Raw genomic sequence first — 21179 nt, 5'->3', positions numbered from 1 at the left:
GTTCAGGAGTTTTTGTCAGTCGATCGTCTTGATCACACGTGCCGGATTTCCTCCGACGACTGTTCGAGGTGGTACATCTTTTGTGACGACGGCACCGGATGCGATGACTGCCTCATCCCCAATCGTCACCCCCGGATTGATGATGGCCCCACCACCAATCCATACTCGGTCCCCGATGGTCACGGGTTTCCCGAACTCATATCCAGAGATGCGCTCAATCGGGTCGATCGGGTGTGTTGCCGTGTAAATATGTACCGCCGGCGCAAGCATGCAGTCATCCCCAAACGTGATGGGACAGATGTCTAGGAAGACACAGTCAAAATTCGCATAGAATCGATCTCCTACGTGGATGTTATACCCATAATCACATTTGAAATTCGGTTCGATATAATACGACCCTTTCGTTGAACCGAGTAACTCACTAAGAATCTCATTTCGTTCTTCCAACTCATCGATCCCTAAACGATTGAATCGTTCAGTCAATCTCCGGGCATGCTTACGATCTGCAACGAGCGTTTCATCACCAGCTAAATACAGTTCACCACGAATCATCTTCTCTTTTTCTGTCATGTTCATCCCTCCTCACTTGTAGTATAGAGGATTTTTGAACGGTATAGGGAATAGAGATAAGGATGAGCAGAAGGAGGCAGATCATATGAAACGAATACTGGAATGTCGGGCAAGTGATTTTATCACGTTTAATCGTCAAGATTTAGTCGATTCGATTCGAAAAGCAGAAGGTCGAACGGTCATGGCCGAGGTCATCCCAACGGTGCAGCCACTCTATCCAGAAGTGACAAACGCAGAACTCGCGCGAGCGTTCGGTGCCGATTTGATTTTATTGAATATGTTGGATGTGTTTCACCCGTACATCAAAGGACTCGAAAGTCACGCGCTGTTCGGCGACATGCCAGGTGATGAGATGAGCGACCATCCGATTCTAGAACTAAAACGTCTGATCGGATTGCCAATTGGAGTCAACTTGGAACCTGTCGATTTTTCAGAGAAGTCGTCCGAGATGAATGAAGTGAAACGAGGCAGGCTCGCTTCAATCGAAGCGTTCCAAAAAGCATCTGAGCTCGGGATTGACTTCGTCTGTTTGACAGGCAATCCGAATACCGGAGTTACGAATGAAGCCATCGAACAAGCGATCATCCAAGCGCGTCGTGAATTCGCAGGGGTCATCATTGCCGGGAAAATGCATCAGGCTGGTGCCGGCAATGTATTGGACCGCGACGCGTATATCCGCTTCGTCGAAGCCGGCGCAGACATTATCCTACTACCAGCTCCAGGCACCGTACCTGGTGTCCGTGAAGAATCGTTCTACGAACTCGTTCAGGAGTTGCAATCGCTCGGTGCTCTCACGTTAGCGGCGATTGGAACGTCACAAGAAGGTGCAGATGTTGCGACCGTTCGGGAGATTGCGCTCTCTTCAAAACGAGGCGGAGCAGACATCGTGCACATCGGTGACGCCGGACTGTCGGGGATTGCCGTCCCAGAGAACATTCAGGCACTTTCCATTGCCATTCGCGGGCGACGTCATACATACATTCGCATGGCCGCCTCGGTCAATCGGTAATACAAAAGAGGAAGGAGCGCGTCTCCTTCCTCTTTTATTTACCATTCCGTGACGTCGCGACGTGGTTTCGCCGGTGTGGTAGTACCGTGACGCTTGGCGAGTAACGCTTCCACATCCTCTAAGCGCACACCTTTGGCTGCTAACAAGACGAGTAAGTGATACAGAAGGTCGGCTGACTCTTCAACCAAGTCTTCATCCGTCATAGCAGCAATGACGACCTCAAACGCTTCTTCCCCGAACTTTTTCGCGATTTTTTCAACGCCTTGTTCCAATAAATAAGTCGTATACGAACCTTCTTTCGGTTCATTTTTTCTAAATTGAATCAATTGTTCCAATTCATGAATCATACGTTCACCTCCGTAAAGAAACAGCTTCGATTACCGGTATGACACGTCGGACCGTTCGCATGAACACGAACGAGAAGCGCATCCTGGTCACAGTCGACGTGGATGTTGACGACGTCCAGTGTATTTCCGCTCGTCTCCCCTTTCATCCAAAGCCGACCTTTTGAACGAGACCAGAACGTGACGACCCGTTCACGAAGCGTCTGTCGGATTGCCTCATCATTCATATATCCGAGCATGAGGACCGCTCCGTCGTCGTCTGAGACGATGATGGCGGGAATCAGTCCATTTTCGTCGAAACGAACCGCATCGGCAAGTTGTGACTCGTGCATACGTGCTTCACCTCTTCTACTGTCGTTTTTCGGTCATGTAAGATGGATGCAAGTAATGCGGCATCGACTTTCTCAAGCGCTTCGACTACGTGCTCGGCATTGCCTGCCCCACCGGATGCGATAATCGGAATGTCGACGACTTCACGAAGTTGTTCTAAAATCGCAAGGTCATAACCGCTCTGCTTTCCATCTTGATTCATGGACGTGACAAGAAGTTCACCCGCACCGAGCGCGGCCACTTGTTTCGCCCATTCGACCGCCAACAGGTCCGTCTTCTGTTTTCCACCATATGTGTACACATAATATTCGCCATCTTCAAACTTTACGTCGATTGCGACGACGATACATTGTGAACCGAAACGATCGGCCGCTTCACGAATGAGACTTGGGGATTCTACAGCGAGCGTGTTCAACGATACTTTGTCCGCCCCTGCTTTTAATAGTGACGAGATATCCTCGAGTGAACGAATCCCACCTCCGACCGTCAGCGGGATGAATACTTTCCGCGCTACCGCACTGACGACATCGAGCATCGTCTGGCGACGCTCCGTACTTGCCGTGATATCGAGAAAGACAAGTTCATCGGCTCCGGACTCATCGTAATATTTCGCGATTTCGACCGGATCACCGATGTCTCGTAATTGCACGAACTCAATCCCTTTGACGACACGACCTTCTTTCACGTCAAGACATGGAATAATTCTGCGTTTAAGCATAACGCGCCTCCCATTCAATCAGTTCTTCGATGCTCACCTTACCGGACAGAAGTGCTTTCCCGACGACAGCCTCATCAATTTTTGCCATCTTCAGTTCCTTCACGTCCTCTTCAGTCGTCACACCGCCTGAGGCAATCAATGTGACGTTGACGATTTGACGTAACGCTTTCATGCGAGAAAAATTCGGTCCATTCAGTTTCCCATCGGATCCGATATCGGTATATAGAATCGTTTCGATCCCCCGTTTGACAAGGTCTTGAGCGACCGAGATGTCATCGAGTTTTGTCGCTTCCTGCCATCCGTTAATGGCGACCTTCCCGTCATAGGCATCGAGTGCCACAGCGATTCGCTTGCCATACTTTTCAATCGCCATGTCTAGAAAGTCAGGATCCGTAAACGCCTTCGTCCCTAAAAGGACGCGATCCGCACCGGTTTCCATGACCGCATCAAGTGCGGCTTCTGAACGAATTCCTCCTCCTGTCTGGACAAGGAACCCTAGAGACTTCGCATAACGGACAACGTCTAAATGACGCGGCTCACCTGCCTTGGCCCCTTCTAAATCAATCAAGTGAATCATCGGGACCTTCCCTTGCCACGCTTTTAATAATTCATACGGATCTCCGTATTGTTCTTCCGTAGAAAAATCACCTTCCGTCAAACGGACGATCTTGCCTCCAATCAAATCAATGGCGGGTAGTAATCTCACGCTCGACCGCCTCCTTCCATTCTTGAAGTAAGCTGAGACCGAACGTCCCGCTCTTTTCCGGGTGGAACTGCATGCCCGTCACGAGCCCTTTTTGAACGATTGCCGGAACTTTCTCACCCATATAATCAGCTGCCGCCACAATGTAGTCGTCCGCCGTCACGGCATGGTAAGAGTGGACAAAATAGACATCCTCATCGCGAAGGATCGAGTTCCATCCGACGTGTGGGAGACGCTTCGCTCGCATCCGTTCGACCGTTCCCGGAATCAACCCGAGACCTTTTGTCGGCATACCTTCCGTGCTCGAATCAAACAAGAGCTGCATCCCAAGACAGATCCCTAAAAATGGCTTTTCCGTCGCCATCTGTTGCAAGAGTGGGATAAGACCCGTCTGTTCGAGCGATTGCATCGCTTGCGGGAAGGCACCGACCCCAGGAAGTAAAACGGCATCCGCCTCTTCAATTTGATTTGGATCGTTCGTGATCACGACGTAGCAACCGATGGCCTGTAACGCACGTTCGACGTTAAATACGTTTCCCATACCATAATCGATGACTGCTACTTTCATCCTTCGATCCATCCTTTCGTAGAAGGGAGACGATTCGTCCCATCGCTCGAGACCGCTTCGGCAAGCGCTCGTCCGAACGCTTTGAACAACCCTTCAATCATGTGATGTGAGTTCGACCCGTACAGGACAGCTAAGTGCAGTGTAAGTCGACCATTCATGGCAACGGCCCGGAAGAATTCCTCAGCGAGCTCGGTATCAAAATCACCAAGCTTCGGATTGCGAATATCCGCTTGATAGACGAGGAAGGGACGCCCAGACACATCAATGACCGCTCGTGCTAGCGTCTCATCCATCGGCATGTAACTCGACCCGTAGCGGCGAATTCCGACTTTATCCCCGAGTGACTTGGCGATAAGCTGACCGAGTGCGATCCCGACATCCTCGACCGTATGGTGGGCATCGACCCACGTATCACCTTCAACTTTCACATGCAAGTCCATCTGACTGTGAAAAGCAAGTAACGTCAACATGTGATCGAAGAAGCCGACCCCTGTTTGGATAGAACTTTCACCTGTTCCGTCTAGATTTAATTGAATATCAATTTTTGTCTCTTTCGTTTCACGCTTTAGTTCAGCTGTTCTCAACAGAATTCACCTCTTCAATCGTTTGTCGGATTAAGGCATACGCCTCGTCTGTCCCTGCACTGACACGTAGTCCATCGGGAAAAGCACGTACATGGACTCCTTTATCAAGGAAGCGGGATGCCCATCCTTCACTATCATCCGTTTTGACATAAATGAAGTTGGCACGGCTCGGTAAAATCTCACCGACTGGTCGTAACAACTCCGTTAACTTCTCACGTTGCGCCGTATGGAACTGAATCGACTCTTGAATATACGTTTCATCTCGTAAGACGACGTTGGCGACAGCGGCACTGAGACCACTGACATTGAATGGCGAACGGAAGCGGTCAATCTGTTCGATGATTTCTTCAGATGCAATCATGAAACCAATCCGGAGGTTTGCTAGACCGAACGCTTTCGATAACGTCCGTAAGATGATGACGTTCGAATATTCGCTCAATCGAGACACAAATGAATCTTTCATTGTGAAATCAATATAGGCTTCATCCACGACCAGATACGGTACACGTGTCGCAATGTCAGACAATTCGTCTAGTGTCCACATCTTTCCGGTCGGGTTATTCGGATTCGAGATCAAGACGAGTTTAGGGTCGGTTGTTCGAATGACCTCAGTCAACGTCTCGTAACGCAAACCCTGTTCGTCCGGTTGTGTGAAATGCCCTCTGGCAATTTGTATATAGATGCCATACATCGAAAAGTCTGGGGCCGGTGCGACCACACGGTCTTCCGTATCCAAAATCGCCTGACTCAAGATGGCCAATAGCTCATCGCTCCCGCTGCCGACCATGAGTTGCGTCGGCTCGACTCCCGCATAGTCAGCATAGCTTGCTTTTAAAGCGAGCAATTCTTCGACTGGGTAACGGCTGAGTGCCTCGAGTGATACGTCTCGAATAGCTCGTTCGAGACGTTCTGGTAACGGATATTGACTTTCATTTTGATTGAGCGCATATCCCGAAGCGGCATGAGGTACATAGCGTGGGATGTTCTGATAATTTCGTCTCATACGTCCTCCATCCGAACAGCCATCGCACGGGCGTGTCCTTCTAATTGTTCTTGTTTGGCGATTCGAATCGCGGCCTTTGTAATCGTCTCATCCAGTTCTGTCATCTCAAGGAATGTCTGACGGCGATAAAAGTCATCGACCGATAGTCCACTAGAGAAGCGGGCTGTCCCGCTCGTAGGCAAGACGTGGTTCGGTCCAGCGATATAGTCTCCAAATGCTTCGGCCGCCTCATGTCCGAGAAAGAACGAACCACCGTGACGAATCGCACGCATCAACACCTCAGGATCTTTTACGGCCAACTGGACATGCTCCGCTGCCATCGTGTTCGCGTATTCGATTGCATCCTCGATTGTCCGATATAAGACTCCGCCACGTTTCAATGATTCTCTCGCAATGTCCTGGCGTGGTAATTGCGCTAATTGTCGCTCAAGCTCCTGCTCGATTTGATTGCGAAGGGTTTCTGACGTGACGAGCGCGATCGCCGTCGCCTCGACGTCATGTTCCGCTTGTGCGAGCAGGTCGGCGGCAACCCACTTCGGGTTCGCCGTTTCATCGGCAATGATCAACACTTCAGACGGTCCGGCGACGGAGTCGATCCCGACGATGTGTGAGACGAGCGCCTTCGCCGTCGCAACATAAGCATTTCCGGGTCCGACAATCTTATCGACCGGACGAATCGTTTCTGTCCCATATGCGAGTGCGGCAACGGCTTGGGCACCTCCGATTAGAAAACATTCATCGGCACCTGCGATTTTTGCTGCAATCAAAAGGGAAATGTCAATCCCATCTGCTTTTGGTGGGGTGACCATGACGACTCGTTTGACACCGGCCACTTTCGCCGGAATGATATTCATCAGGACGCTCGACGGATAGACGGCTGTCCCACCTGGTACATAAACCCCTACCGAATCCAGCGGCATATAGCGTCTCCCAAGTCGGAACATCGTATCTTCGAACACATCGTCTTGTCGGACTTGGCGCGCGTGAAATGCACGAATCCGTTCTGCTGCTAACGACAGCGCCTCTGTCAATTCAGCATATGCGACTGGCGGATTAAAGCTGGCCAAATCGACCGATTCAATTCGGTCGACCCCGTCGAATTGTTTCGTCCACTCAAGCAGCGCTTCGTCTCCGCGGGCCTCTATCGATTCCACGATCGGTTTCACGGCTTCGGCCCAAGCTTCGCGCCTTGAGCGATTCGTTTCTGTACTCATGCGTTCTCCTCCTGACTCATCTTTCGAATCCAGGCCTTCAATTCGTCAGGCTGTTCCGCTAAAGCTGTCTCACTCGTGATGAATTTTGCATTGATTGAAAAAATCGCCTCGTATTCTTCCAAGTCGTTTGCAGCCAACGTCGCGCCTGTCTCGACGATGTCGACGATGCAATCAGCGAGTCCCGTTAACGGAGCCAGTTCGACTGACCCGTTCAATGCAATGACTTCTACGTTTTGTCGCTTCGATGCAAAGTGTGATATGGCGATATTCGGATATTTACTCGCCACTTTCAATTTCTTTGTGCCGTTGCGTCGAACTTTTGGACCACACACGGCCATTCGACAGCGACCGAACGGTAAATCGACGACTTCGAGTACGCCTGGCGTTTTTTCTCGTAAAATATCACCGCCGACTATGCCAACATCTGCCGCTCCATGCATCACATATTTATAGACGTCGTCCCCTTTGACGAAAATGAATTCATGATTTACTGCTTGTACCGTCAACTCACGTCCCCGCTTCTCTGGCCATACGGGTAAGTCACGTTCGACAAAAAATTGACGGGCTGCTTTTTCAATCCGACCTTTCGCGACCGCTACTTTCATTTAATCACCTCATCTAACTGTTCTAAATCGAGCGACATTCCGAACGCTCGTCTCGAGTGTCCAAAATGTCCATAGAGTGAATCATATCGTCCTCCTGAAAGGACACGCTTGCCTTCCACACTTCCCGTCACGGTCAATCCTGAGTAGTAATCAAAGTCTCCCGTTTGACCGAAATCGTAAGACACCTCTAAACCGATGGTACGCAAGTGTTTTACTGCCTCGTCGACTTCATCGATGGCTTCCTTTAAAGATTCCGGTGCCTCAGCCCGTAATTCTTCGAGTGCAGAATTCCCGATTAAAAAGGGCAGCTTCGCAATCAACGGATAGCGATACGTCTCTGCTAATTCACGTAATGATTCTAAGTTTCGAAGTGCTAAGATTTTTCGGAATGTTCGTTCCTGAATCCCTGTCTCTTTCGCGATGAGCGAGATGACGGCTGCTGACCCAATTTTGATGGTCAAACGTTCGGTAGGCAGGACCCCTTCCGTCATATCGAGAAAGGACTCAATTAGATGACTGTCCTTCTCTTCGCCATCGACCCATTCGAGTCCAAGCTGTTGCCGTTCATGGGGTTGCCCGGAATGTTTGACCGTCCGACGATAGACGGCACCAGCGTAAGCGACACGCATCGGTTCATGACCGTCTGCTAACTTTCTTGCGATTTGTAGTGTATAGTCAGGGCGCATGACGAGAAGTTCCCCGTCGTTCCCGAACAATCGATAATAGGCTGACTCGTCAAAGAGCGCTAAATTTTGATAATGTGAATAGTATTCGAGAAGCGGTGGATCGATGACTGCGTAGCCGCTCGACTCTGCCTTCTCTAAAAATGACAACATCCATCGTTTTGGACGGATGACATCTCCTGATTGAAGTTCATACCAGCCTTCTGGAATCGAACCTTTTGAATTTGACCAAATCATCATAACCACCCTTTATCTTGTTATCACTTTACCAAACTAAAGTATTGTGTTAAATTTATCAAACAGATAAACACCTGTCAACCAAATGAACTGAAAAGGACGTGTAATCGATGTTTAACTTTACCCACGATGGCCATGTGCATACCCCTTTTTGTCCACACGGTACAAATGACCCGATTGAACACTATATTCAAGTCGGAATCGAAAAAGGCTTGCAAACGATGACGTTCACAGAACATGCGCCTTTCCCCCTATCGTTCACCGACCCGGTCCCGAATCAAGACTCGGCGATGTCGATTGATCTACTTCCAGAATACCTCGATACGTTGCATCAGATGAAACAGCAGTATCAAGCGGTTATCGACATTAAAGTTGGATTAGAAGTCGACTTATTGCCTCATTTAGAGAAAGAGACCATTGCCTTACTCAAGCCTTTCGCACCATTGATTGATGAAGTCATTTTATCGCAACATTTCCTATATAGAGATGGCGCCTATATGCCGATTGATTATTCTGCCGAGACGTTTGATGAACTCATCAAAGCGTTTGGCTCATTCGAGAGCGTCTTGAGAGCTTATTATGAGTCGATTGAACAGGGTCTCTCATTTTCGTGGGAAGACATCCGTGTCGCTCGTATCGGACATCTCGATCTCCCGATAAAGTATCAAAGAAACTATGAATGGGACCGCTCAAAAGTAAAAGAGGAAGAAATACGTCTGTTACAGATGATTGCCGACCGGGGATTCGGACTTGACTTCAACACGGCCGGACTCCGAAAACCGGATTGTGGGGTACCTTACGTCGCCGGACTTGCAAAATCCGCGAACGACCTGCACATCCCGTTCACGATGGGTTCGGATGCGCACCTCGCTCAAGATGTGGCGGCTGGATTCGACTTCATTGAACAAAAAAAAGCCACGTTCCTATGAACGTGGCTTTTTGACAGCGATCTAGCTATCTAGATCCCCATGCTTATGGTTGACAACGATATGGCGTTCCATTTCTTCATCTGTAAACATCATACCATAAGGAATAAAAGATGCAATAAAAAATTGGGTGAAATGGTTCACCCAATTGAGGTCACATTGCCGCATATAATGTTTTCAAGTCGTTTGTCGCTTCCTCGTCCATTTGAATGGCCACGAGTTCAACGTATTGGAGCGCTGGATCTTGATCTTTCGACAATGCGACAATCTCAGCAGCCGCCTTATCTAATGCCAACAAGATTCCTGATACACCAAGCGTCGGATAGTATCGAAGGAGTGCACGAACATGTTTAATCTCTGATACTTCATTTCCGTTAATGGTTAATGATTTGACGGCAAGCTCCTTGTGCATGCCAATCGCAAATTTATCTTCCCACACTTCTTCGAGTGTGATCAACGCCTCTACTTCATATGCACCATCTGTAAAGCGAACGAGTTTTTCCATGTGTAAATTCCCCTCTCTTGAATCTACTTTTATTATATAAGAGATTTTAAAGTGTAGATTGTGAAATATTGAACATTATGTGTAAAGTTTGTCTCACCTCATTTTGAACAAAAAAAAAGCCCCTCCGAGGAGGGACGAATAATGGAAGAGTAAAACACCATTGGCAGTACATTAATAATATATCATCTAATGAAAACGTTTACAATGTATTTTTGTACATTTTTTCAAGTGGCATATGTAACACTTCAATTCCGCTTTCACGCATCAATTCTAACCCATCCCCATGCTCATAACCGACAGCATAAACGACTCGCGCGACGCGTGCCGCAATTAAGGCGAGTGAACAGGCATGACATGGTGAATGCGTGACATACGCCGTCGCACCAAATGCATTCGTTGAATCGGCAGCGAGTTTTCCAATCGCGTTGATTTCTGCATGGATTTCATGTTGCTTCGACCAGTGATGGTGATCATATGGGTCTGTACACTTGATATATGTCACGCCATCTCGGATGAGTCGTGCCGGTTCGTTGATCATATCGAGATCCGTCGATGCAACATAGTCGGCATGCTTATAGAACCCATCTTCTTGCTTGATATAGATTTCATTACAGTTCGTATGACCAGATGGTGTACCATTGAGACCAATTGAAATCGGTTTTTCGTCTTTTACAATGACACAGGCCACACTCTTCGATGCACACTTCGAGTGCCGCTCGGCCATCATATCAGCGAATAATAACCACGTCTCATCCCACAATCGTTGCTTCTCCACTCCAGTCCCTCCTCGTCGAAAAGGAAAGTCTGATTGCTCAGACTTCCCCCTTAGTATCCAGTGTCCTTTGGTAGTTCTTTATTTTTCGAAGCGATTTCGATGACCTTCTCCTTCAATTCGTGCTCCATGCGGTCAAGTTCGCGCTCGGCGTCACGACGTTTTTGCTTCCCTTCTTGCTGGATGCGTAATGTTTCATCCAACGTAGAAAGTAAGTTCTCGTGAGCGACTTTCAGTGATTCAACAGAGACAATCCCTTTTTCATTCTCTTGAGCAATTTCAATCGATGAATCTTTGAGCATCTTCGAGTTCTGCTCAAGCAGTTGATTTGTCGTCTTCGTCACGTCCTGCTGCATACGAAGTGCCGTTTTCTGGCGCGTCAAGCTGAGTGCAAGAACGACTTGGTTTTTCCAAAGCGGAATCGTGTTGACGACCGCTGACTCGATCTTTTCAGCGAGAATTTGGTTATTCTGCTGAATGACCCGAATTTGAGGTGCCATTTGAAGGCTGATGGTACGACTCAATTTTAAGTCGTGCAACTTTTTCTCAAAACGGTCCGCTAATTGAATCATATCGTTCAATTGTTGAAGCTTCGATTGATCTTTAGAAATTTCTACTTCTTGACGTAACGGGGCAATCTCGTGTTCCCGTACATGGTCAAGTTTTGTCTCACCCGCGGCGATATAGACGTTCAACTCTTCGAAATATCGCTTGTTCTTATCATACATTTGATCGAGCATCGTGATGTCTTTCATGAGACCAAACTTCGCACGATCGAGGTTATGGATGACCTCTTCCAAATAGACATTCATTTTTTCGAACTGAAGCTTATAGTTTTCAGCCTTCTTCTTCGCACGACCGATGAGCGGAATGTTATCCATGAAACTCTTTTTTTCCGGTTGAAGCATATCTGGGTCCATCTTACGGACGTTTTGCATCAAGTCAGACAACAGTTTCCCGGCATCGCCGCCATCTTTCATCCGCACTTCCGTCAAAATTTGATCAGAGAATTGGGAAAGTTCGCGCTGGACATTCGACCCGAACAACATAACAGAGTCTGTCTTTTTAATATCAATGGATTCAGCCAATCGTGTGATGCGCTCGCGATGCTCTTGAGGCACGTCTGGTTTCGCTTGAATGGCTGGCACTTCATGTGACTGTGTAACGGATGACCATTCGACAGATGGGTCACTGAACCCCTCCGTCTCCGTTTTTGTTTTCGTATCAGAAGTCAGTTCTTCTTCCGGCCATGACTGCCAGTTCGTTTCATTCGATGAAGTCATGTTTCTTTCTCCCTTCCGGCTGATCAGACAAGACGCGCTCCATCATGATCAGTTCACGTTCAAAGTCTACGGCGTCATCTTCAAGGAGACGTCCGCGTTGTTCTTTAAATTTATCGACAATTAGTCGCATATTTGTGATTAATTGTTCCCGAGTCTCTTCTTGAATGACGACCCGTTTTCCTTCAAGCTCTTTAAATTTCAAGACGACCGAGACGAGGGAATCTAAATAGAATGTGAACAGGTCTCGAACATGCTTTGCGTCTTGTGGATTTTCGAATAATTCTTCGAACAATTCGTGCGCTTCTTTCGAGACGGCCTTCATTTCACGCCTCACCTCTACATCCTTAATATCTGGAAGAACACGGTCGATTTGTTGTAACTTCTCATATCCTTGCTCAATCGTCCGTTGCAAAAATTGAAGCTCTAAATCGTCTGTCGCCTCGAACTGTCGCGTAGGCATCGGCTCTTCGATCGGTTTTAAAATCCTCGATCCAGAAAACGATTCTTCCTCATCGAGTAACAGTTTCTTCTTGGCACGTTTTGCCACCGTTGTCGGTGTTCGTTGACGCTGTTTGCGCTTGTTCGTCGACCACACTTCATTCAAGACGAGCGCCCCTACAATAATGAATAACCAGGAGAAATCGAATACGTTAATGGCAAAGTATATGACTGCCCCTGTCAGGGCCCATTTCATCCATGTTTTCATTCTTTTCACCTCATCTCATGTTACTTCTATTGTACATTACGAAACCACTCAACAAAAGTTTCGTCATCTCTATCATTTTAGCATAATAAAATTCGTCGATACCTCCGTCCACAGGTGTAGAATCAACTACCTATATCGACTACTTTCCCGTTGCGAGACGAAAAAAACCGTAGACTCATAGAGCCTACGGTTCGTTTGTTATGTGGTGATCCATGTAGATACCATGACGATCGCGACAGTTACAGGAATGACATAGCGAATGAGCGCATGCCAGATTGGGTAAAGCTTCACACCAGGTTTGGATGTTTCGATTTCATCCTTTAGGACACGTTGGTCAACGATGTAACCGACAAAGATGGAAGTCAAGAGTGCACCCGTCGGCATTAAAATATAGCTGACGAGATAGTCCATCGTATCGAAGAACGTCCGACCGTTCCAAATCTGTACATCACTCAAGAGTCCGAATGACAGCGCGGATGGTACTCCCACGATGAAGACGAGAAGAGCGGCTGTCACCGTCACTTTCTTTTTCGTCCATGACGATTTCTTTTCATTTAGACGATCGGTCACACCTGCGACGACGACTTCTAACATGGCAATCGATGATGTAATCGATGCAAAAGCGAACAATAGGAAGAACAAGACCATGAAGAATCCACCGATCGGTACTTGATTGAAGACTGCCGGTAAAACAACAAAGAGTAACGCCGGACCTTCAGCCGGATCAAGACCTGATGCAAAGACTGCCGGGAAGATGGCTAGACCTGCTAAAAGTGAAACCGCAATGTTCAACAAGACAATCATGTTAGCCGACCGGTTCAATGTTCCTTTCGTCTTTATATAAGACGCATATGTCAGCATCGCTGCCACCCCTAACGATAAGGAGAAGAACGCCTGTCCGAGGGCAAACAATACCGATTCGCCAGTCAATGCAGAAAAGTCAGGCTGTAAGAAGAAACGAACGCCTTCCATCGCTCCGTCAAGCGTCAACGAGCGGACCACGAGAACTAAGAAACTGATGAACAAGAGTGGCATCAAAATTTTACTCATTCGTTCAATCCCTGCTTCAACGCCACGTAAGACAATTAAGAGTGTGATTAAGAGGAACAAGAATTGTCCGAGTACGGCAATTTCAGGTGTCGATACGACGTTCCCGAACACCTCACCAAATTCGTCAGCCGAACGTCCACTGAGCGTTCCACTTAAACCGAGTCCAATATAGATGAGGACCCATCCCCCAATAACACTATAGAAGGAAAGTAACAAGAAACAAGCAAGGACACCTAAGTAGCCGATAATGGTCCAACGGCCATGCCCTAACTGTTTGAAAGCAAGAAGCGCAGTCTTTTGAGTCGAACGTCCGACAATGAATTCTCCAATCAATAATGGCAGACCAAGTAATAGTGTGAACGCCAAAAACATGAGTAAAAAGGCACCGCCCCCGCTCGTTCCGGTGACATATGGAAACTTCCAGATTGCACCTAAACCGATTGCTGACCCTGCGGCAGCTAGTATGAATCCAATTTTTGAGGCGAATGAATTTTGCGCCATGTTTACCCCTACTTCCTCTTTTTCATTTCATTTTCATAATAATAGTGAAATACTAACACGGTTCCAAGATGAGGACAACAAAAAACAGAGAAAAGTCTGAATACTTTTCTCTGTTGATGCTTTATGGCGTTAAAAACGTGAGGGCTCGCTCTCGAATCCGTATCGTCAAGTGATCGGTTTCGAAATGTTCACCATCGATATCAATGATTTGAGGTTCGTTTAACTCGACTTCAACATGTGAAGCCTGAAAGTGATTCCACTCCGCCGATTTTTGATCAAGACCGAGTTGCTGGGCTAACAATTGACGAATCATCGGAAATCCGATTGCCGAGCTGTGTACCACTTCTAACAGCCCGTCGGAAAACGATTGTGTCTCAAGTTTGGTCGGGACCGTACCGAGATAACTCCCGTTCCCAACATAGAGAAAACTAACGTCACCGTCATATATTACTTCACTGCCCCGCCGAAGCGTGATGTTGAATGGGTCCGCTTCACGGAACTGACGGATGGTCGCTAAAAAATATCCGATTGAGCCTAATGATCCTTTTTCATCCGGATCGATTTGACGAGATGTATCCGCGATCAAACCGACGCCTACGAAATTGAGCGCATACATCTCATCGACTTGAATGACATCGACATATTGTTCGTGAGAGGAACGAATGATTTGAGCAGCCTGTGTCGGTTGAATTGGCAGTTCAAGCGCTCGTGCGAAGTCATTACATGTTCCTGCTGGAATGATGCCGACTGTCGGCCGTTCCTCGCGCTGTAAGGTCATTAACCCATTCACTACTTCGTTTAGCGTACCGTCCCCGCCAATGACAATCAGATGGTCGAACGATTCACTTGTTTCGGCGAATCGGAGCGCGTCCCCGATTTCCTGTGTCTTTTTGATGATGATTTCTTTATAGAGCGATTCAATCGTTCCGATGACTTCGCCGAGCATCGTTTCGCTCGTACCGGACTTCGGATTCGAAATAATCAAAGCTCTCATAGTAATCCTTCCTGTTCTAAGAAGTCTTTCGCTACATCGTACGCGCGTTCATTTCCGTACGCGACCCGTCGATTCAATTCAGACATTTGTTCGTCTGTGATTTTACCTGCGAGCTGATTGAGCGCATCCTCGATTTCTGGATACTCTTCAAGTGTCTCTTCCTTCATGAGTGGCGCTCCCTGGTATGGTGGGAAGAATTGACGATCGTCTTCTAAGACGACCAGGTCGTTCTCAGCAATATCAGGGTCCGTCGCATAGGCGTCTACTAAATTGACATCTCCTCGTGAGATGGCACGATAACGCAGTTTTTGCTCCATCGAGACGACAGATGGGAAATCAAGCCCATACTCGTTTTGAAGTCCTGGGTATCCGTCTTCACGGTCCGTGAATTCAAGCGTGAAACCGGCCTTGATGTCCGACTCGACATTCCGTAAATCAGAAATGGCCGTAATGCCTTCCGCCTCTGCATAATCACGTGGAATCGCGAGTGCATACGTGTTGTTAAATTTCATCGGTTCGAGCATCACATATCCATCTTCAGCAAGCGCGTCTCTTGCTTGCTCGTACACTTCACCGGCATCGTTTGACTCAGGCGTTTCTTTGACGAGACTCGCGAGTGCGGTCCCAGTGAATTCAGGGTAAATATCGACATCCCCTGATTGGAGGGCCCCCCATACGAATGTTGTTTCCCCAAAGTTCGGTTTCACCGATACGGTCAAATCCGTTTCTTCTTCAATCAATAATTTATACATATTCATTAAAATCTCTGGCTCAGGACCAAGTTTTCCGGCAACGACTAAGTCTGTTTCTTGCGAACGACCGAACGCGAGCGGTGTGACGATGACCAAGGCGAGGACAGTAGAAACAGCAATCAATTTCGCCTTGTTTCGAGTCGCCGTCGCACCTTCCATCTGACGCAACAAGAAGTCAAATAAGAGTGCCAAAATCGCGGCCGGGATGGCCCCGAGTAAAATTAAGTAATTGTCATTCCGGTTAATCCCGAGCAAAATCAGCGTACCGAGTCCACCTGCTCCGACTAAAGCAGCGAGCGTCGCCGTACCGACAATCAGAACCATCGCGGTCCGTATACCAGCCATGATGACCGGTAAAGCAAGCGGGAGTTCAACTTTCATCAAACTTTGATTCGGCTTCATCCCACAAGCTCGAGCGGCTTCAAGCAACGATTTATCCACTTCGTTTAAACCGGTGAACGTGTTTCGTAAAATAGGTAGGAGCGCATATAAGACAAGCGCAATAATGGCAGGTAATGCCCCGATTCCAACGAGCGGAATCATTAATCCGAGTAAGGCAAGCGACGGAATCGTTTGAATAATCGCAGTGACACCAATGGCGGTTTCGGCGATTTTCTTACGGCGCGTCAGCCAGATTCCCAATGGTACGGCAATCAATACGGCAATCAAAAGCGATACGACAGAGAGCTGTAAGTGCTCAATCAGTGCCTCGACAAGCTGTCCTTGTCTATTTTGGAACGTCTCAAGCATCTAGCTCACCTCTTCCGCGTTGTGTAAATTCTAAGACGAATGGGTCTTCACTCGCCAATATCTCCTCAGGCGTACAGATCAACATGAGTTCCCCGTCACGCATCAACGCGATGCGATCACCAAGCTTCATCGCTTCTTGCATGTCGTGTGTGACAAATAAAATGGTTTTCCCGAGCTCATCATTTAATCGTTTAATGTCATCTTGCAATTGACCACGGCTGATCGGATCAAGCGCAGAAAAGGGTTCGTCCATAAGGATGACGTCAGGGTCTGCAGCTAAGGCACGCAATACGCCGACGCGTTGCTGTTGTCCTCCTGATAATTCTGCTGGCTTCTTCGAGCGAAGTTTCGGGTCCAGTCCGGCGATTTTCATTAATTCGGTCACTCGCTCTTTTGTTCGGTCTTTTTTCCACTTTAATAATTCCGGTACGACAGAAATATTTTCTTCCACAGTTAAGTGAGGGAATAATGCAATCTGTTGGAGTACATAACCGATATTACGGCGTAGTTCAAAAATATCGAATTGATAGATTTCTTTTCCATCGATTAAAATTTTCCCATCCGTATGATCGATTAATCGATTCACCATTTTCATCGTCGTGGTCTTGCCACAACCTGAAGGACCGATCAATACAAATATTTCTCCTTTTTCTACAGTTAAACTCAAGTCTTTGACGGCTAACGTCCCGTCTTCATAACGTTTTGATACATCACGAAACTCAATCAACCTGATCCCTCCTCAACTATTTCCAAAATGGAAATTCAAATATTATTTTGCCCGTTTCTCTACTTTGTTAAACAAAAAAAGGCTCTCCTAATTGGAGAACCTGATTTTTAGTATAGCGTTACTTCAATATGTCGACGCCCCCATTGGATCGCGTCCTGTTTTGAATCGACTAATAAATCGACGATATGACCTTTGATTCGGCCACCTGTATCAAGGGCGATCGCATCACCGACACCTTGAATATGGACTTTAGAGCCTAATGGGATGATGGCTGGGTCGACTGCGATAATTCGCATCCCGTTATAATAAATCGAGTCGGTCACATCATGACCCGTGGCCGTTAATACACGACCGCCGTATGCCTTATTATCTGCAACATCATTTGAATAAGCCGTCGATTCGACTGTAATAACCTTTTTAGATGTAGATACCGGTGTCGCACTGACTGTTTGCGTAGCTGAAGTCGACGTTTTTGCAGCTGTTACCTGTTCCGCTGCTTTTCGCTCCTCTTCCGCTTTTCGTTCTGCTTCAAGTTTCGCAAGTCTTGCTTTCTCGGCTTCTTCTTTTGCTTTCTCTTCTGCAAGACGTTCTGCTTCGATCCGCTTCTCTTCTGCGATACGTTTTTCTTCAGCAAGTTTCTTTTGGCGGGCGATTTCTTTTTGTCGTTCTTCTTCAATTGCTTGTCGTTCTAGTTCAAGCGGGTTTTGTACGATTTTCTGTTCTGTCCCGATTCCGATTTGAGCAGCATCTGCCTGATCCATGAATGTGAACAGCCCCATCATCGTAGCTCCAATGACGATCATATATTTTAATAATTTCATCGTAGTAAGGTCATCACCTTTCTCGTTATGTAACGAACAGATGTTAATTTACCACGACAAGTCCCGTCAAAGTAGTGATTTTATCGAAGTGAAACATTCCTGACATATGGCAAAAAAGTGGTTACAGATTGTAATAATTGAAAAAAACGTTGGTATTCCTTATGTTCACAAAAAAATTACAGATTCGTTACAATCAGCCGTGTAACAAACCTGTAATCTTCCTGTCATGATTAAATTTTATTCATTTGACTCAATTTCATACATTCTGAGCATCCCCCACGGTGCGACATCAACTTGAACCGTGAACGATTGCTTTCCTTTTATGGCATCTATCTCATCTTGAGACACACGATACGAACCCATTTCTTCTATATAAAGAAGTCGATCATAATAGTTTGCCCGAATACCACCAAAAAACGGTTTTGACTCAATTCGATCGATGACAGCATAGCCCTCTTCCCCTTCTTTAAAGGACACATAGACCGTTCCGGTTTCGACATCTTGTCTTCCTTTGAAGGCATCATATTCGAGATAGATGGAATCTCCAAAATAAGGATCATATGGCTCGAACGAAGACCCTTTAAACGTGTACGTCTCTCCGACCCACGAAATAGCATAAACAAGTACCACAAAGACGATTGCAATCAGGACTTGGGCAACCGGGATCACCCAAACAGAAAACCGTTTCATGTCGTCACATCCCCTCTCGTTCGATTACGCCACCATAATGCGAGTGACAACGCAAAGACGATTAACGCACCAATCAAGAAGAAGAGTGAGATATCGAGCCGGTCCCATACGTAGATAAAGTAAATTGTCATTTGAACGATTAAGAAATAGATGAAAGCGAATATTGTCGGTTGTCGTGTCACGTCTTGGCGAATCAAGTACGTAAGTGCAATCACCTCGATGATGACCGCCAGTAAAACTCCTGAATCTTCAAAAAGTGCAAATGGGATGACTGCAAGGAAACTTACCCAGAGAAGGTCGTTTCGTCTGTGAATCAAATAGACGGCAACGAGTGCCACCGACAAAAGTGTCGCTTCAATGACAGAAGGCGGTCTTTGGGAGAGCCAACTTTCTGTCACGTTAATTAAATAACCAATTGATAGAACGGCCGCAGTGAACAGATACGTTGCTTGCCATGCGGCTTGTTTTCGATAGAACAAGAGCAATACATGCAAGATGACGAGTGACCAAAGCGGCCACAGTCTTCCCTCATAATCGATATACTGGCCGAAAATATTGAGAAGGCCATAAAAGGTTAGCCAGGCAAACGTGCGGTCCAACGATTCATCGACGAAATGGAACCACACCCATGTCACGATTAGAGAAATCCCAATCAAAATCAGCCCGATGCTTTCGAAACTATTGGTGATGGCTAAAAATGCAGCGATTGCGGTGATCATGGAGAATATGACATGCTCATACGAGATGCGATGAAGTACTGCCATCGCAAAGATAATCCAGAACAATAGAGTCAATTGGCCAGACAGGTTATACGTCGTGAAAATGACCGCCATGGTCGCGATAAAGAAAACGAACCCTAGTACACGTAACAGCGTGACATATCTTGGGGTTTTTAAGCGAACCCGCTCGGCAAACACATAAAATCCAACCATAAATAAAAGAAACAAACCGATTTTCAAAAGGTCAGGAATCGCTTGCCAGTTGGCTGCGACGAAACTGAAAAGGCTAAGAGCCAACAAAATGGATCCGACAATGACCAAAACGGGCGGCTTGTGATCATGTTGCTCACTAGCCGCCCGTCGTTTATGTTCATAGTCGACTAGTTTTAACCCTGTCGCTTCATCCAATAAACCCGCCTCTTGCCATTCACGTACTTTTTTGTCAATGGACATCTGAATCATCCCTTTCAGAAAAAGGTCAGCTGGCGCGTTCAATCAATTCCAATTCTGATTTTAGTAAAACTTGTTTCTCGAACTCGAGTCCGAGCTGTTGAAACTCTTCCATGATCGAGACGTCACCGATCACAGTATTGGTCAGTACGGCGGTCACTTCAGCGACCCATCCTTCACGAGTCGACTTCACGATATCACCTACGAGGAATTCTTCAGACACACCCATTCACTTCCAATCTAAATTTGTTTCTATCATTATAACGAAATTATAACCGTTTGAATACGTTTTCTTTTATCCGTTTAATAAATTGTGTCAAGAATTTTCCAGTAAGTCCCCAAATGATGTAGTCTTCATGTTCATAAAAAGGTTCTTTCATTTTAATTACCCGTTTCTTGTACGCTTTAGCATTCGCCAATCGATCTAACGGAATATTTTGATCCGGACTCATTGTCCATTCCATCTCTCCGTGGAATGGATCAATCATGAGCAAGGTAGAAATCGGTACGGTAAACAAATGATCGACCTCATCCGTCCCTTCCACACTCGGTACTTCCGATAGGATTCCGACAAACGGATAAATCAATTGACGATGAGGCGTAGCAAGCGGTCGCAATTTGCCTACGACTTCTACTTTATCTGCAGAAATCTCTAACTCTTCGCATGTTTCTCGGATTGCCGCTTCTACGGGTGTTTCTCCTTTTTCAAGGCGTCCCCCTGGAAATGAAATCTCCCCAGGTTGCTGCCGCATCGTGTGGGCGCGTACCTCAAACACGACGTGCCATTCCTGATCGATTTGAACGAGTGGGATTAACACTGCCGCTGTCTGTTCATAATCTTCATCCATTGTAAAACTATCTCGAATTTTTTCTTCTGTGATCCATGGCTGCACAATGCTCACTCACCTTCCATCATCGAATATCATATATCGTTCTATACCCTACTTTTCGTTTAGTCGCTGCCA

The 21179-nt window shown here is 46.8% G+C and carries 23 protein-coding genes and 2 pseudogenes; 2 read left to right on the top strand and 23 right to left on the bottom strand.

The genetic code is table 11. The annotated features are described in order from the left end of the window. Positions 1 to 15: 15 nt before the first annotated feature. The gene (locus KNO70_RS10100) at positions 16 to 570 is read right to left on the bottom strand and encodes a maltose acetyltransferase domain-containing protein (RefSeq protein ID WP_305798181.1); all 555 of its coding nucleotides are present in this window, start codon (positions 568 to 570) and stop codon (positions 16 to 18) included. Positions 571 to 655: 85 nt separating this feature from the next. On the opposite strand from KNO70_RS10100, the gene KNO70_RS10095 reads away from it, so the two are divergent. After that, the gene (locus tag KNO70_RS10095) at positions 656 to 1579 is read left to right on the top strand and encodes a DUF7916 family protein (protein WP_078146787.1); all 924 of its coding nucleotides are present in this window, start codon (positions 656 to 658) and stop codon (positions 1577 to 1579) included. 38 nt (positions 1580 to 1617) lie between these two features. Here the strand turns inward: KNO70_RS10095 and hisIE are convergent. From hisIE to KNO70_RS10045, 9 genes and pseudogenes are all read right to left on the bottom strand, one after another. Then, positions 1618 to 2255, bottom strand: a pseudogene (gene hisIE, locus KNO70_RS16150) (bifunctional phosphoribosyl-AMP cyclohydrolase/phosphoribosyl-ATP diphosphatase HisIE). Beyond that, a complete protein-coding gene (gene hisF, locus KNO70_RS10080; RefSeq protein WP_074037139.1) occupies positions 2204 to 2971 on the bottom strand; it encodes an imidazole glycerol phosphate synthase subunit HisF in 768 nt (255 codons plus the stop codon). The pseudogene hisIE and the gene hisF overlap by 52 nt, the downstream one beginning before the upstream one ends. Next, positions 2964 to 3677 carry a 1-(5-phosphoribosyl)-5-[(5-phosphoribosylamino)methylideneamino]imidazole-4-carboxamide isomerase gene (gene hisA, locus KNO70_RS10075; RefSeq protein WP_078146783.1) on the bottom strand — a complete coding sequence of 238 codons (714 nt, stop codon included), beginning with the start codon at positions 3675 to 3677 and terminating at the stop codon, positions 2964 to 2966. The genes hisF and hisA overlap by 8 nt, the downstream gene beginning before the upstream one ends. Next, positions 3655 to 4242 (bottom strand): imidazole glycerol phosphate synthase subunit HisH, encoded by a 588-nt coding sequence (gene hisH, locus KNO70_RS10070; RefSeq protein ID WP_214812420.1) that lies wholly within the window; start codon positions 4240 to 4242, stop codon positions 3655 to 3657. Before hisH ends, hisA begins: the two co-directional genes overlap by 23 nt. After that, complete coding sequence (hisB, locus tag KNO70_RS10065) at positions 4239 to 4826, bottom strand: imidazoleglycerol-phosphate dehydratase HisB (protein ID WP_031423922.1); 588 nt, start codon at positions 4824 to 4826, stop codon at positions 4239 to 4241. Before hisB ends, hisH begins: the two co-directional genes overlap by 4 nt. Further along, entirely contained in the window at positions 4813 to 5829 is a 1017-nt protein-coding gene (locus KNO70_RS10060) for a pyridoxal phosphate-dependent aminotransferase (protein ID WP_214812418.1), read from the bottom strand. Before KNO70_RS10060 ends, hisB begins: the two co-directional genes overlap by 14 nt. Further along, on the bottom strand, positions 5826 to 7043 hold the full coding sequence (gene hisD / locus KNO70_RS10055) for a histidinol dehydrogenase (RefSeq protein WP_078146780.1): 1218 nt from the start codon (positions 7041 to 7043) through the stop codon (positions 5826 to 5828). The genes KNO70_RS10060 and hisD overlap by 4 nt, the downstream gene beginning before the upstream one ends. Then, entirely contained in the window at positions 7040 to 7648 is a 609-nt protein-coding gene (gene hisG, locus KNO70_RS10050) for an ATP phosphoribosyltransferase (RefSeq protein WP_214812416.1), read from the bottom strand. Before hisG ends, hisD begins: the two co-directional genes overlap by 4 nt. Next, a complete protein-coding gene (locus KNO70_RS10045; protein ID WP_078146778.1) occupies positions 7645 to 8568 on the bottom strand; it encodes an ATP phosphoribosyltransferase regulatory subunit in 924 nt (307 codons plus the stop codon). Before KNO70_RS10045 ends, hisG begins: the two co-directional genes overlap by 4 nt. A gap of 110 nt (positions 8569 to 8678) precedes the next feature. On the opposite strand from KNO70_RS10045, the gene hisJ reads away from it, so the two are divergent. After that, on the top strand, positions 8679 to 9497 hold the full coding sequence (gene hisJ, locus KNO70_RS10040; RefSeq protein WP_078146777.1) for a histidinol-phosphatase HisJ: 819 nt from the start codon (positions 8679 to 8681) through the stop codon (positions 9495 to 9497). A gap of 151 nt (positions 9498 to 9648) precedes the next feature. On the opposite strand, the gene KNO70_RS10035 is transcribed toward hisJ, so the two are convergent. From KNO70_RS10035 to KNO70_RS09975, 13 genes and pseudogenes are all read right to left on the bottom strand, one after another. Further along, the gene (locus tag KNO70_RS10035; RefSeq protein ID WP_078146776.1) at positions 9649 to 9999 is read right to left on the bottom strand and encodes a hypothetical protein; all 351 of its coding nucleotides are present in this window, start codon (positions 9997 to 9999) and stop codon (positions 9649 to 9651) included. 199 nt (positions 10000 to 10198) lie between these two features. Then, positions 10199 to 10774, bottom strand: coding sequence for a deoxycytidylate deaminase (locus tag KNO70_RS10030; RefSeq protein ID WP_078146775.1), 576 nt, complete (start codon positions 10772 to 10774; stop codon positions 10199 to 10201). 50 nt (positions 10775 to 10824) lie between these two features. Continuing rightward, positions 10825 to 12054 (bottom strand): toxic anion resistance protein, encoded by a 1230-nt coding sequence (locus KNO70_RS10025; RefSeq protein ID WP_078146774.1) that lies wholly within the window; start codon positions 12052 to 12054, stop codon positions 10825 to 10827. Then, positions 12038 to 12760 (bottom strand): 5-bromo-4-chloroindolyl phosphate hydrolysis family protein, encoded by a 723-nt coding sequence (locus KNO70_RS10020; RefSeq protein ID WP_078146773.1) that lies wholly within the window; start codon positions 12758 to 12760, stop codon positions 12038 to 12040. Before KNO70_RS10020 ends, KNO70_RS10025 begins: the two co-directional genes overlap by 17 nt. A 198-nt stretch (positions 12761 to 12958) precedes the next feature. Further along, on the bottom strand, positions 12959 to 14311 hold the full coding sequence (locus KNO70_RS10015; protein WP_214812414.1) for a sodium-dependent transporter: 1353 nt from the start codon (positions 14309 to 14311) through the stop codon (positions 12959 to 12961). A 121-nt stretch (positions 14312 to 14432) separates the two neighbouring features. Next, positions 14433 to 15305 carry a diacylglycerol/lipid kinase family protein gene (locus KNO70_RS10010; RefSeq protein ID WP_214812412.1) on the bottom strand — a complete coding sequence of 291 codons (873 nt, stop codon included), beginning with the start codon at positions 15303 to 15305 and terminating at the stop codon, positions 14433 to 14435. Further along, positions 15302 to 16807 (bottom strand): ABC transporter permease/substrate-binding protein, encoded by a 1506-nt coding sequence (locus tag KNO70_RS10005; RefSeq protein ID WP_214684427.1) that lies wholly within the window; start codon positions 16805 to 16807, stop codon positions 15302 to 15304. Before KNO70_RS10005 ends, KNO70_RS10010 begins: the two co-directional genes overlap by 4 nt. A 10-nt stretch (positions 16808 to 16817) precedes the next feature. Next, positions 16818 to 17534: pseudogene (locus tag KNO70_RS10000) on the bottom strand (ABC transporter ATP-binding protein); the annotation flags it as partial. A 107-nt stretch (positions 17535 to 17641) separates the two neighbouring features. Further along, a complete protein-coding gene (locus KNO70_RS09995) occupies positions 17642 to 18355 on the bottom strand; it encodes a 3D domain-containing protein (RefSeq protein WP_251026317.1) in 714 nt (237 codons plus the stop codon). A gap of 237 nt (positions 18356 to 18592) precedes the next feature. Then, complete coding sequence (locus tag KNO70_RS09990; protein ID WP_214731066.1) at positions 18593 to 19045, bottom strand: GDYXXLXY domain-containing protein; 453 nt, start codon at positions 19043 to 19045, stop codon at positions 18593 to 18595. Then, positions 19042 to 20217 carry a DUF2157 domain-containing protein gene (locus tag KNO70_RS09985; RefSeq protein ID WP_251030094.1) on the bottom strand — a complete coding sequence of 392 codons (1176 nt, stop codon included), beginning with the start codon at positions 20215 to 20217 and terminating at the stop codon, positions 19042 to 19044. The genes KNO70_RS09990 and KNO70_RS09985 overlap by 4 nt, the downstream gene beginning before the upstream one ends. Before the next feature lie 25 nt (positions 20218 to 20242). Further along, a complete protein-coding gene (locus KNO70_RS09980) occupies positions 20243 to 20443 on the bottom strand; it encodes a DUF2187 family protein (RefSeq protein ID WP_012726121.1) in 201 nt (66 codons plus the stop codon). A 40-nt stretch (positions 20444 to 20483) separates the two neighbouring features. After that, complete coding sequence (locus KNO70_RS09975; RefSeq protein ID WP_270814078.1) at positions 20484 to 21107, bottom strand: NUDIX hydrolase; 624 nt, start codon at positions 21105 to 21107, stop codon at positions 20484 to 20486. Positions 21108 to 21179: the final 72 nt, after the last annotated feature.

This window comes from Exiguobacterium sp. s181 (assembly GCF_018617125.1).
Taxonomy (GTDB): Bacteria; Bacillota; Bacilli; order Exiguobacteriales; family Exiguobacteriaceae; genus Exiguobacterium; species Exiguobacterium profundum.
Note: the sequence above shows the minus strand (reverse complement) of the source record. Positions and strands in the feature narration are given on the sequence as shown.

Bases quoted from the DNA above. Each gene is read 5' to 3' on its own strand.
- KNO70_RS09995 (WP_251026317.1), bottom strand. From the start codon at position 18,355: ATGAAATTATTAAAATATATGATCGTCATTGGAGCTACGATGATGGGG.
- KNO70_RS10045 (WP_078146778.1), bottom strand. From the start codon at position 8,568: ATGATTTGGTCAAATTCAAAAGGTTCGATTCCAGAAGGCTGGTATGAA.
- KNO70_RS10020 (WP_078146773.1), bottom strand. From the start codon at position 12,760: ATGAAAACATGGATGAAATGGGCCCTGACAGGGGCAGTCATATACTTT.
- hisF (WP_074037139.1), bottom strand. From the start codon at position 2,971: ATGCTTAAACGCAGAATTATTCCATGTCTTGACGTGAAAGAAGGTCGT.
- KNO70_RS10095 (WP_078146787.1), top strand. From the start codon at position 656: ATGAAACGAATACTGGAATGTCGGGCAAGTGATTTTATCACGTTTAAT.
- KNO70_RS09980 (WP_012726121.1), bottom strand. From the start codon at position 20,443: ATGGGTGTGTCTGAAGAATTCCTCGTAGGTGATATCGTGAAGTCGACT.
- hisJ (WP_078146777.1), top strand. From the start codon at position 8,679: ATGTTTAACTTTACCCACGATGGCCATGTGCATACCCCTTTTTGTCCA.
- KNO70_RS09990 (WP_214731066.1), bottom strand. From the start codon at position 19,045: ATGAAACGGTTTTCTGTTTGGGTGATCCCGGTTGCCCAAGTCCTGATT.
- KNO70_RS10010 (WP_214812412.1), bottom strand. From the start codon at position 15,305: ATGAGAGCTTTGATTATTTCGAATCCGAAGTCCGGTACGAGCGAAACG.
- KNO70_RS10100 (WP_305798181.1), bottom strand. From the start codon at position 570: ATGACAGAAAAAGAGAAGATGATTCGTGGTGAACTGTATTTAGCTGGT.
- hisH (WP_214812420.1), bottom strand. From the start codon at position 4,242: ATGAAAGTAGCAGTCATCGATTATGGTATGGGAAACGTATTTAACGTC.
- KNO70_RS10025 (WP_078146774.1), bottom strand. From the start codon at position 12,054: ATGACTTCATCGAATGAAACGAACTGGCAGTCATGGCCGGAAGAAGAA.
- KNO70_RS10060 (WP_214812418.1), bottom strand. From the start codon at position 5,829: ATGAGACGAAATTATCAGAACATCCCACGCTATGTACCTCATGCCGCT.
- KNO70_RS10005 (WP_214684427.1), bottom strand. From the start codon at position 16,807: ATGCTTGAGACGTTCCAAAATAGACAAGGACAGCTTGTCGAGGCACTG.
- KNO70_RS10015 (WP_214812414.1), bottom strand. From the start codon at position 14,311: ATGGCGCAAAATTCATTCGCCTCAAAAATTGGATTCATACTAGCTGCC.
- hisG (WP_214812416.1), bottom strand. From the start codon at position 7,648: ATGAAAGTAGCGGTCGCGAAAGGTCGGATTGAAAAAGCAGCCCGTCAA.
- KNO70_RS10035 (WP_078146776.1), bottom strand. From the start codon at position 9,999: ATGGAAAAACTCGTTCGCTTTACAGATGGTGCATATGAAGTAGAGGCG.
- KNO70_RS09985 (WP_251030094.1), bottom strand. From the start codon at position 20,217: ATGTCCATTGACAAAAAAGTACGTGAATGGCAAGAGGCGGGTTTATTG.
- hisD (WP_078146780.1), bottom strand. From the start codon at position 7,043: ATGAGTACAGAAACGAATCGCTCAAGGCGCGAAGCTTGGGCCGAAGCC.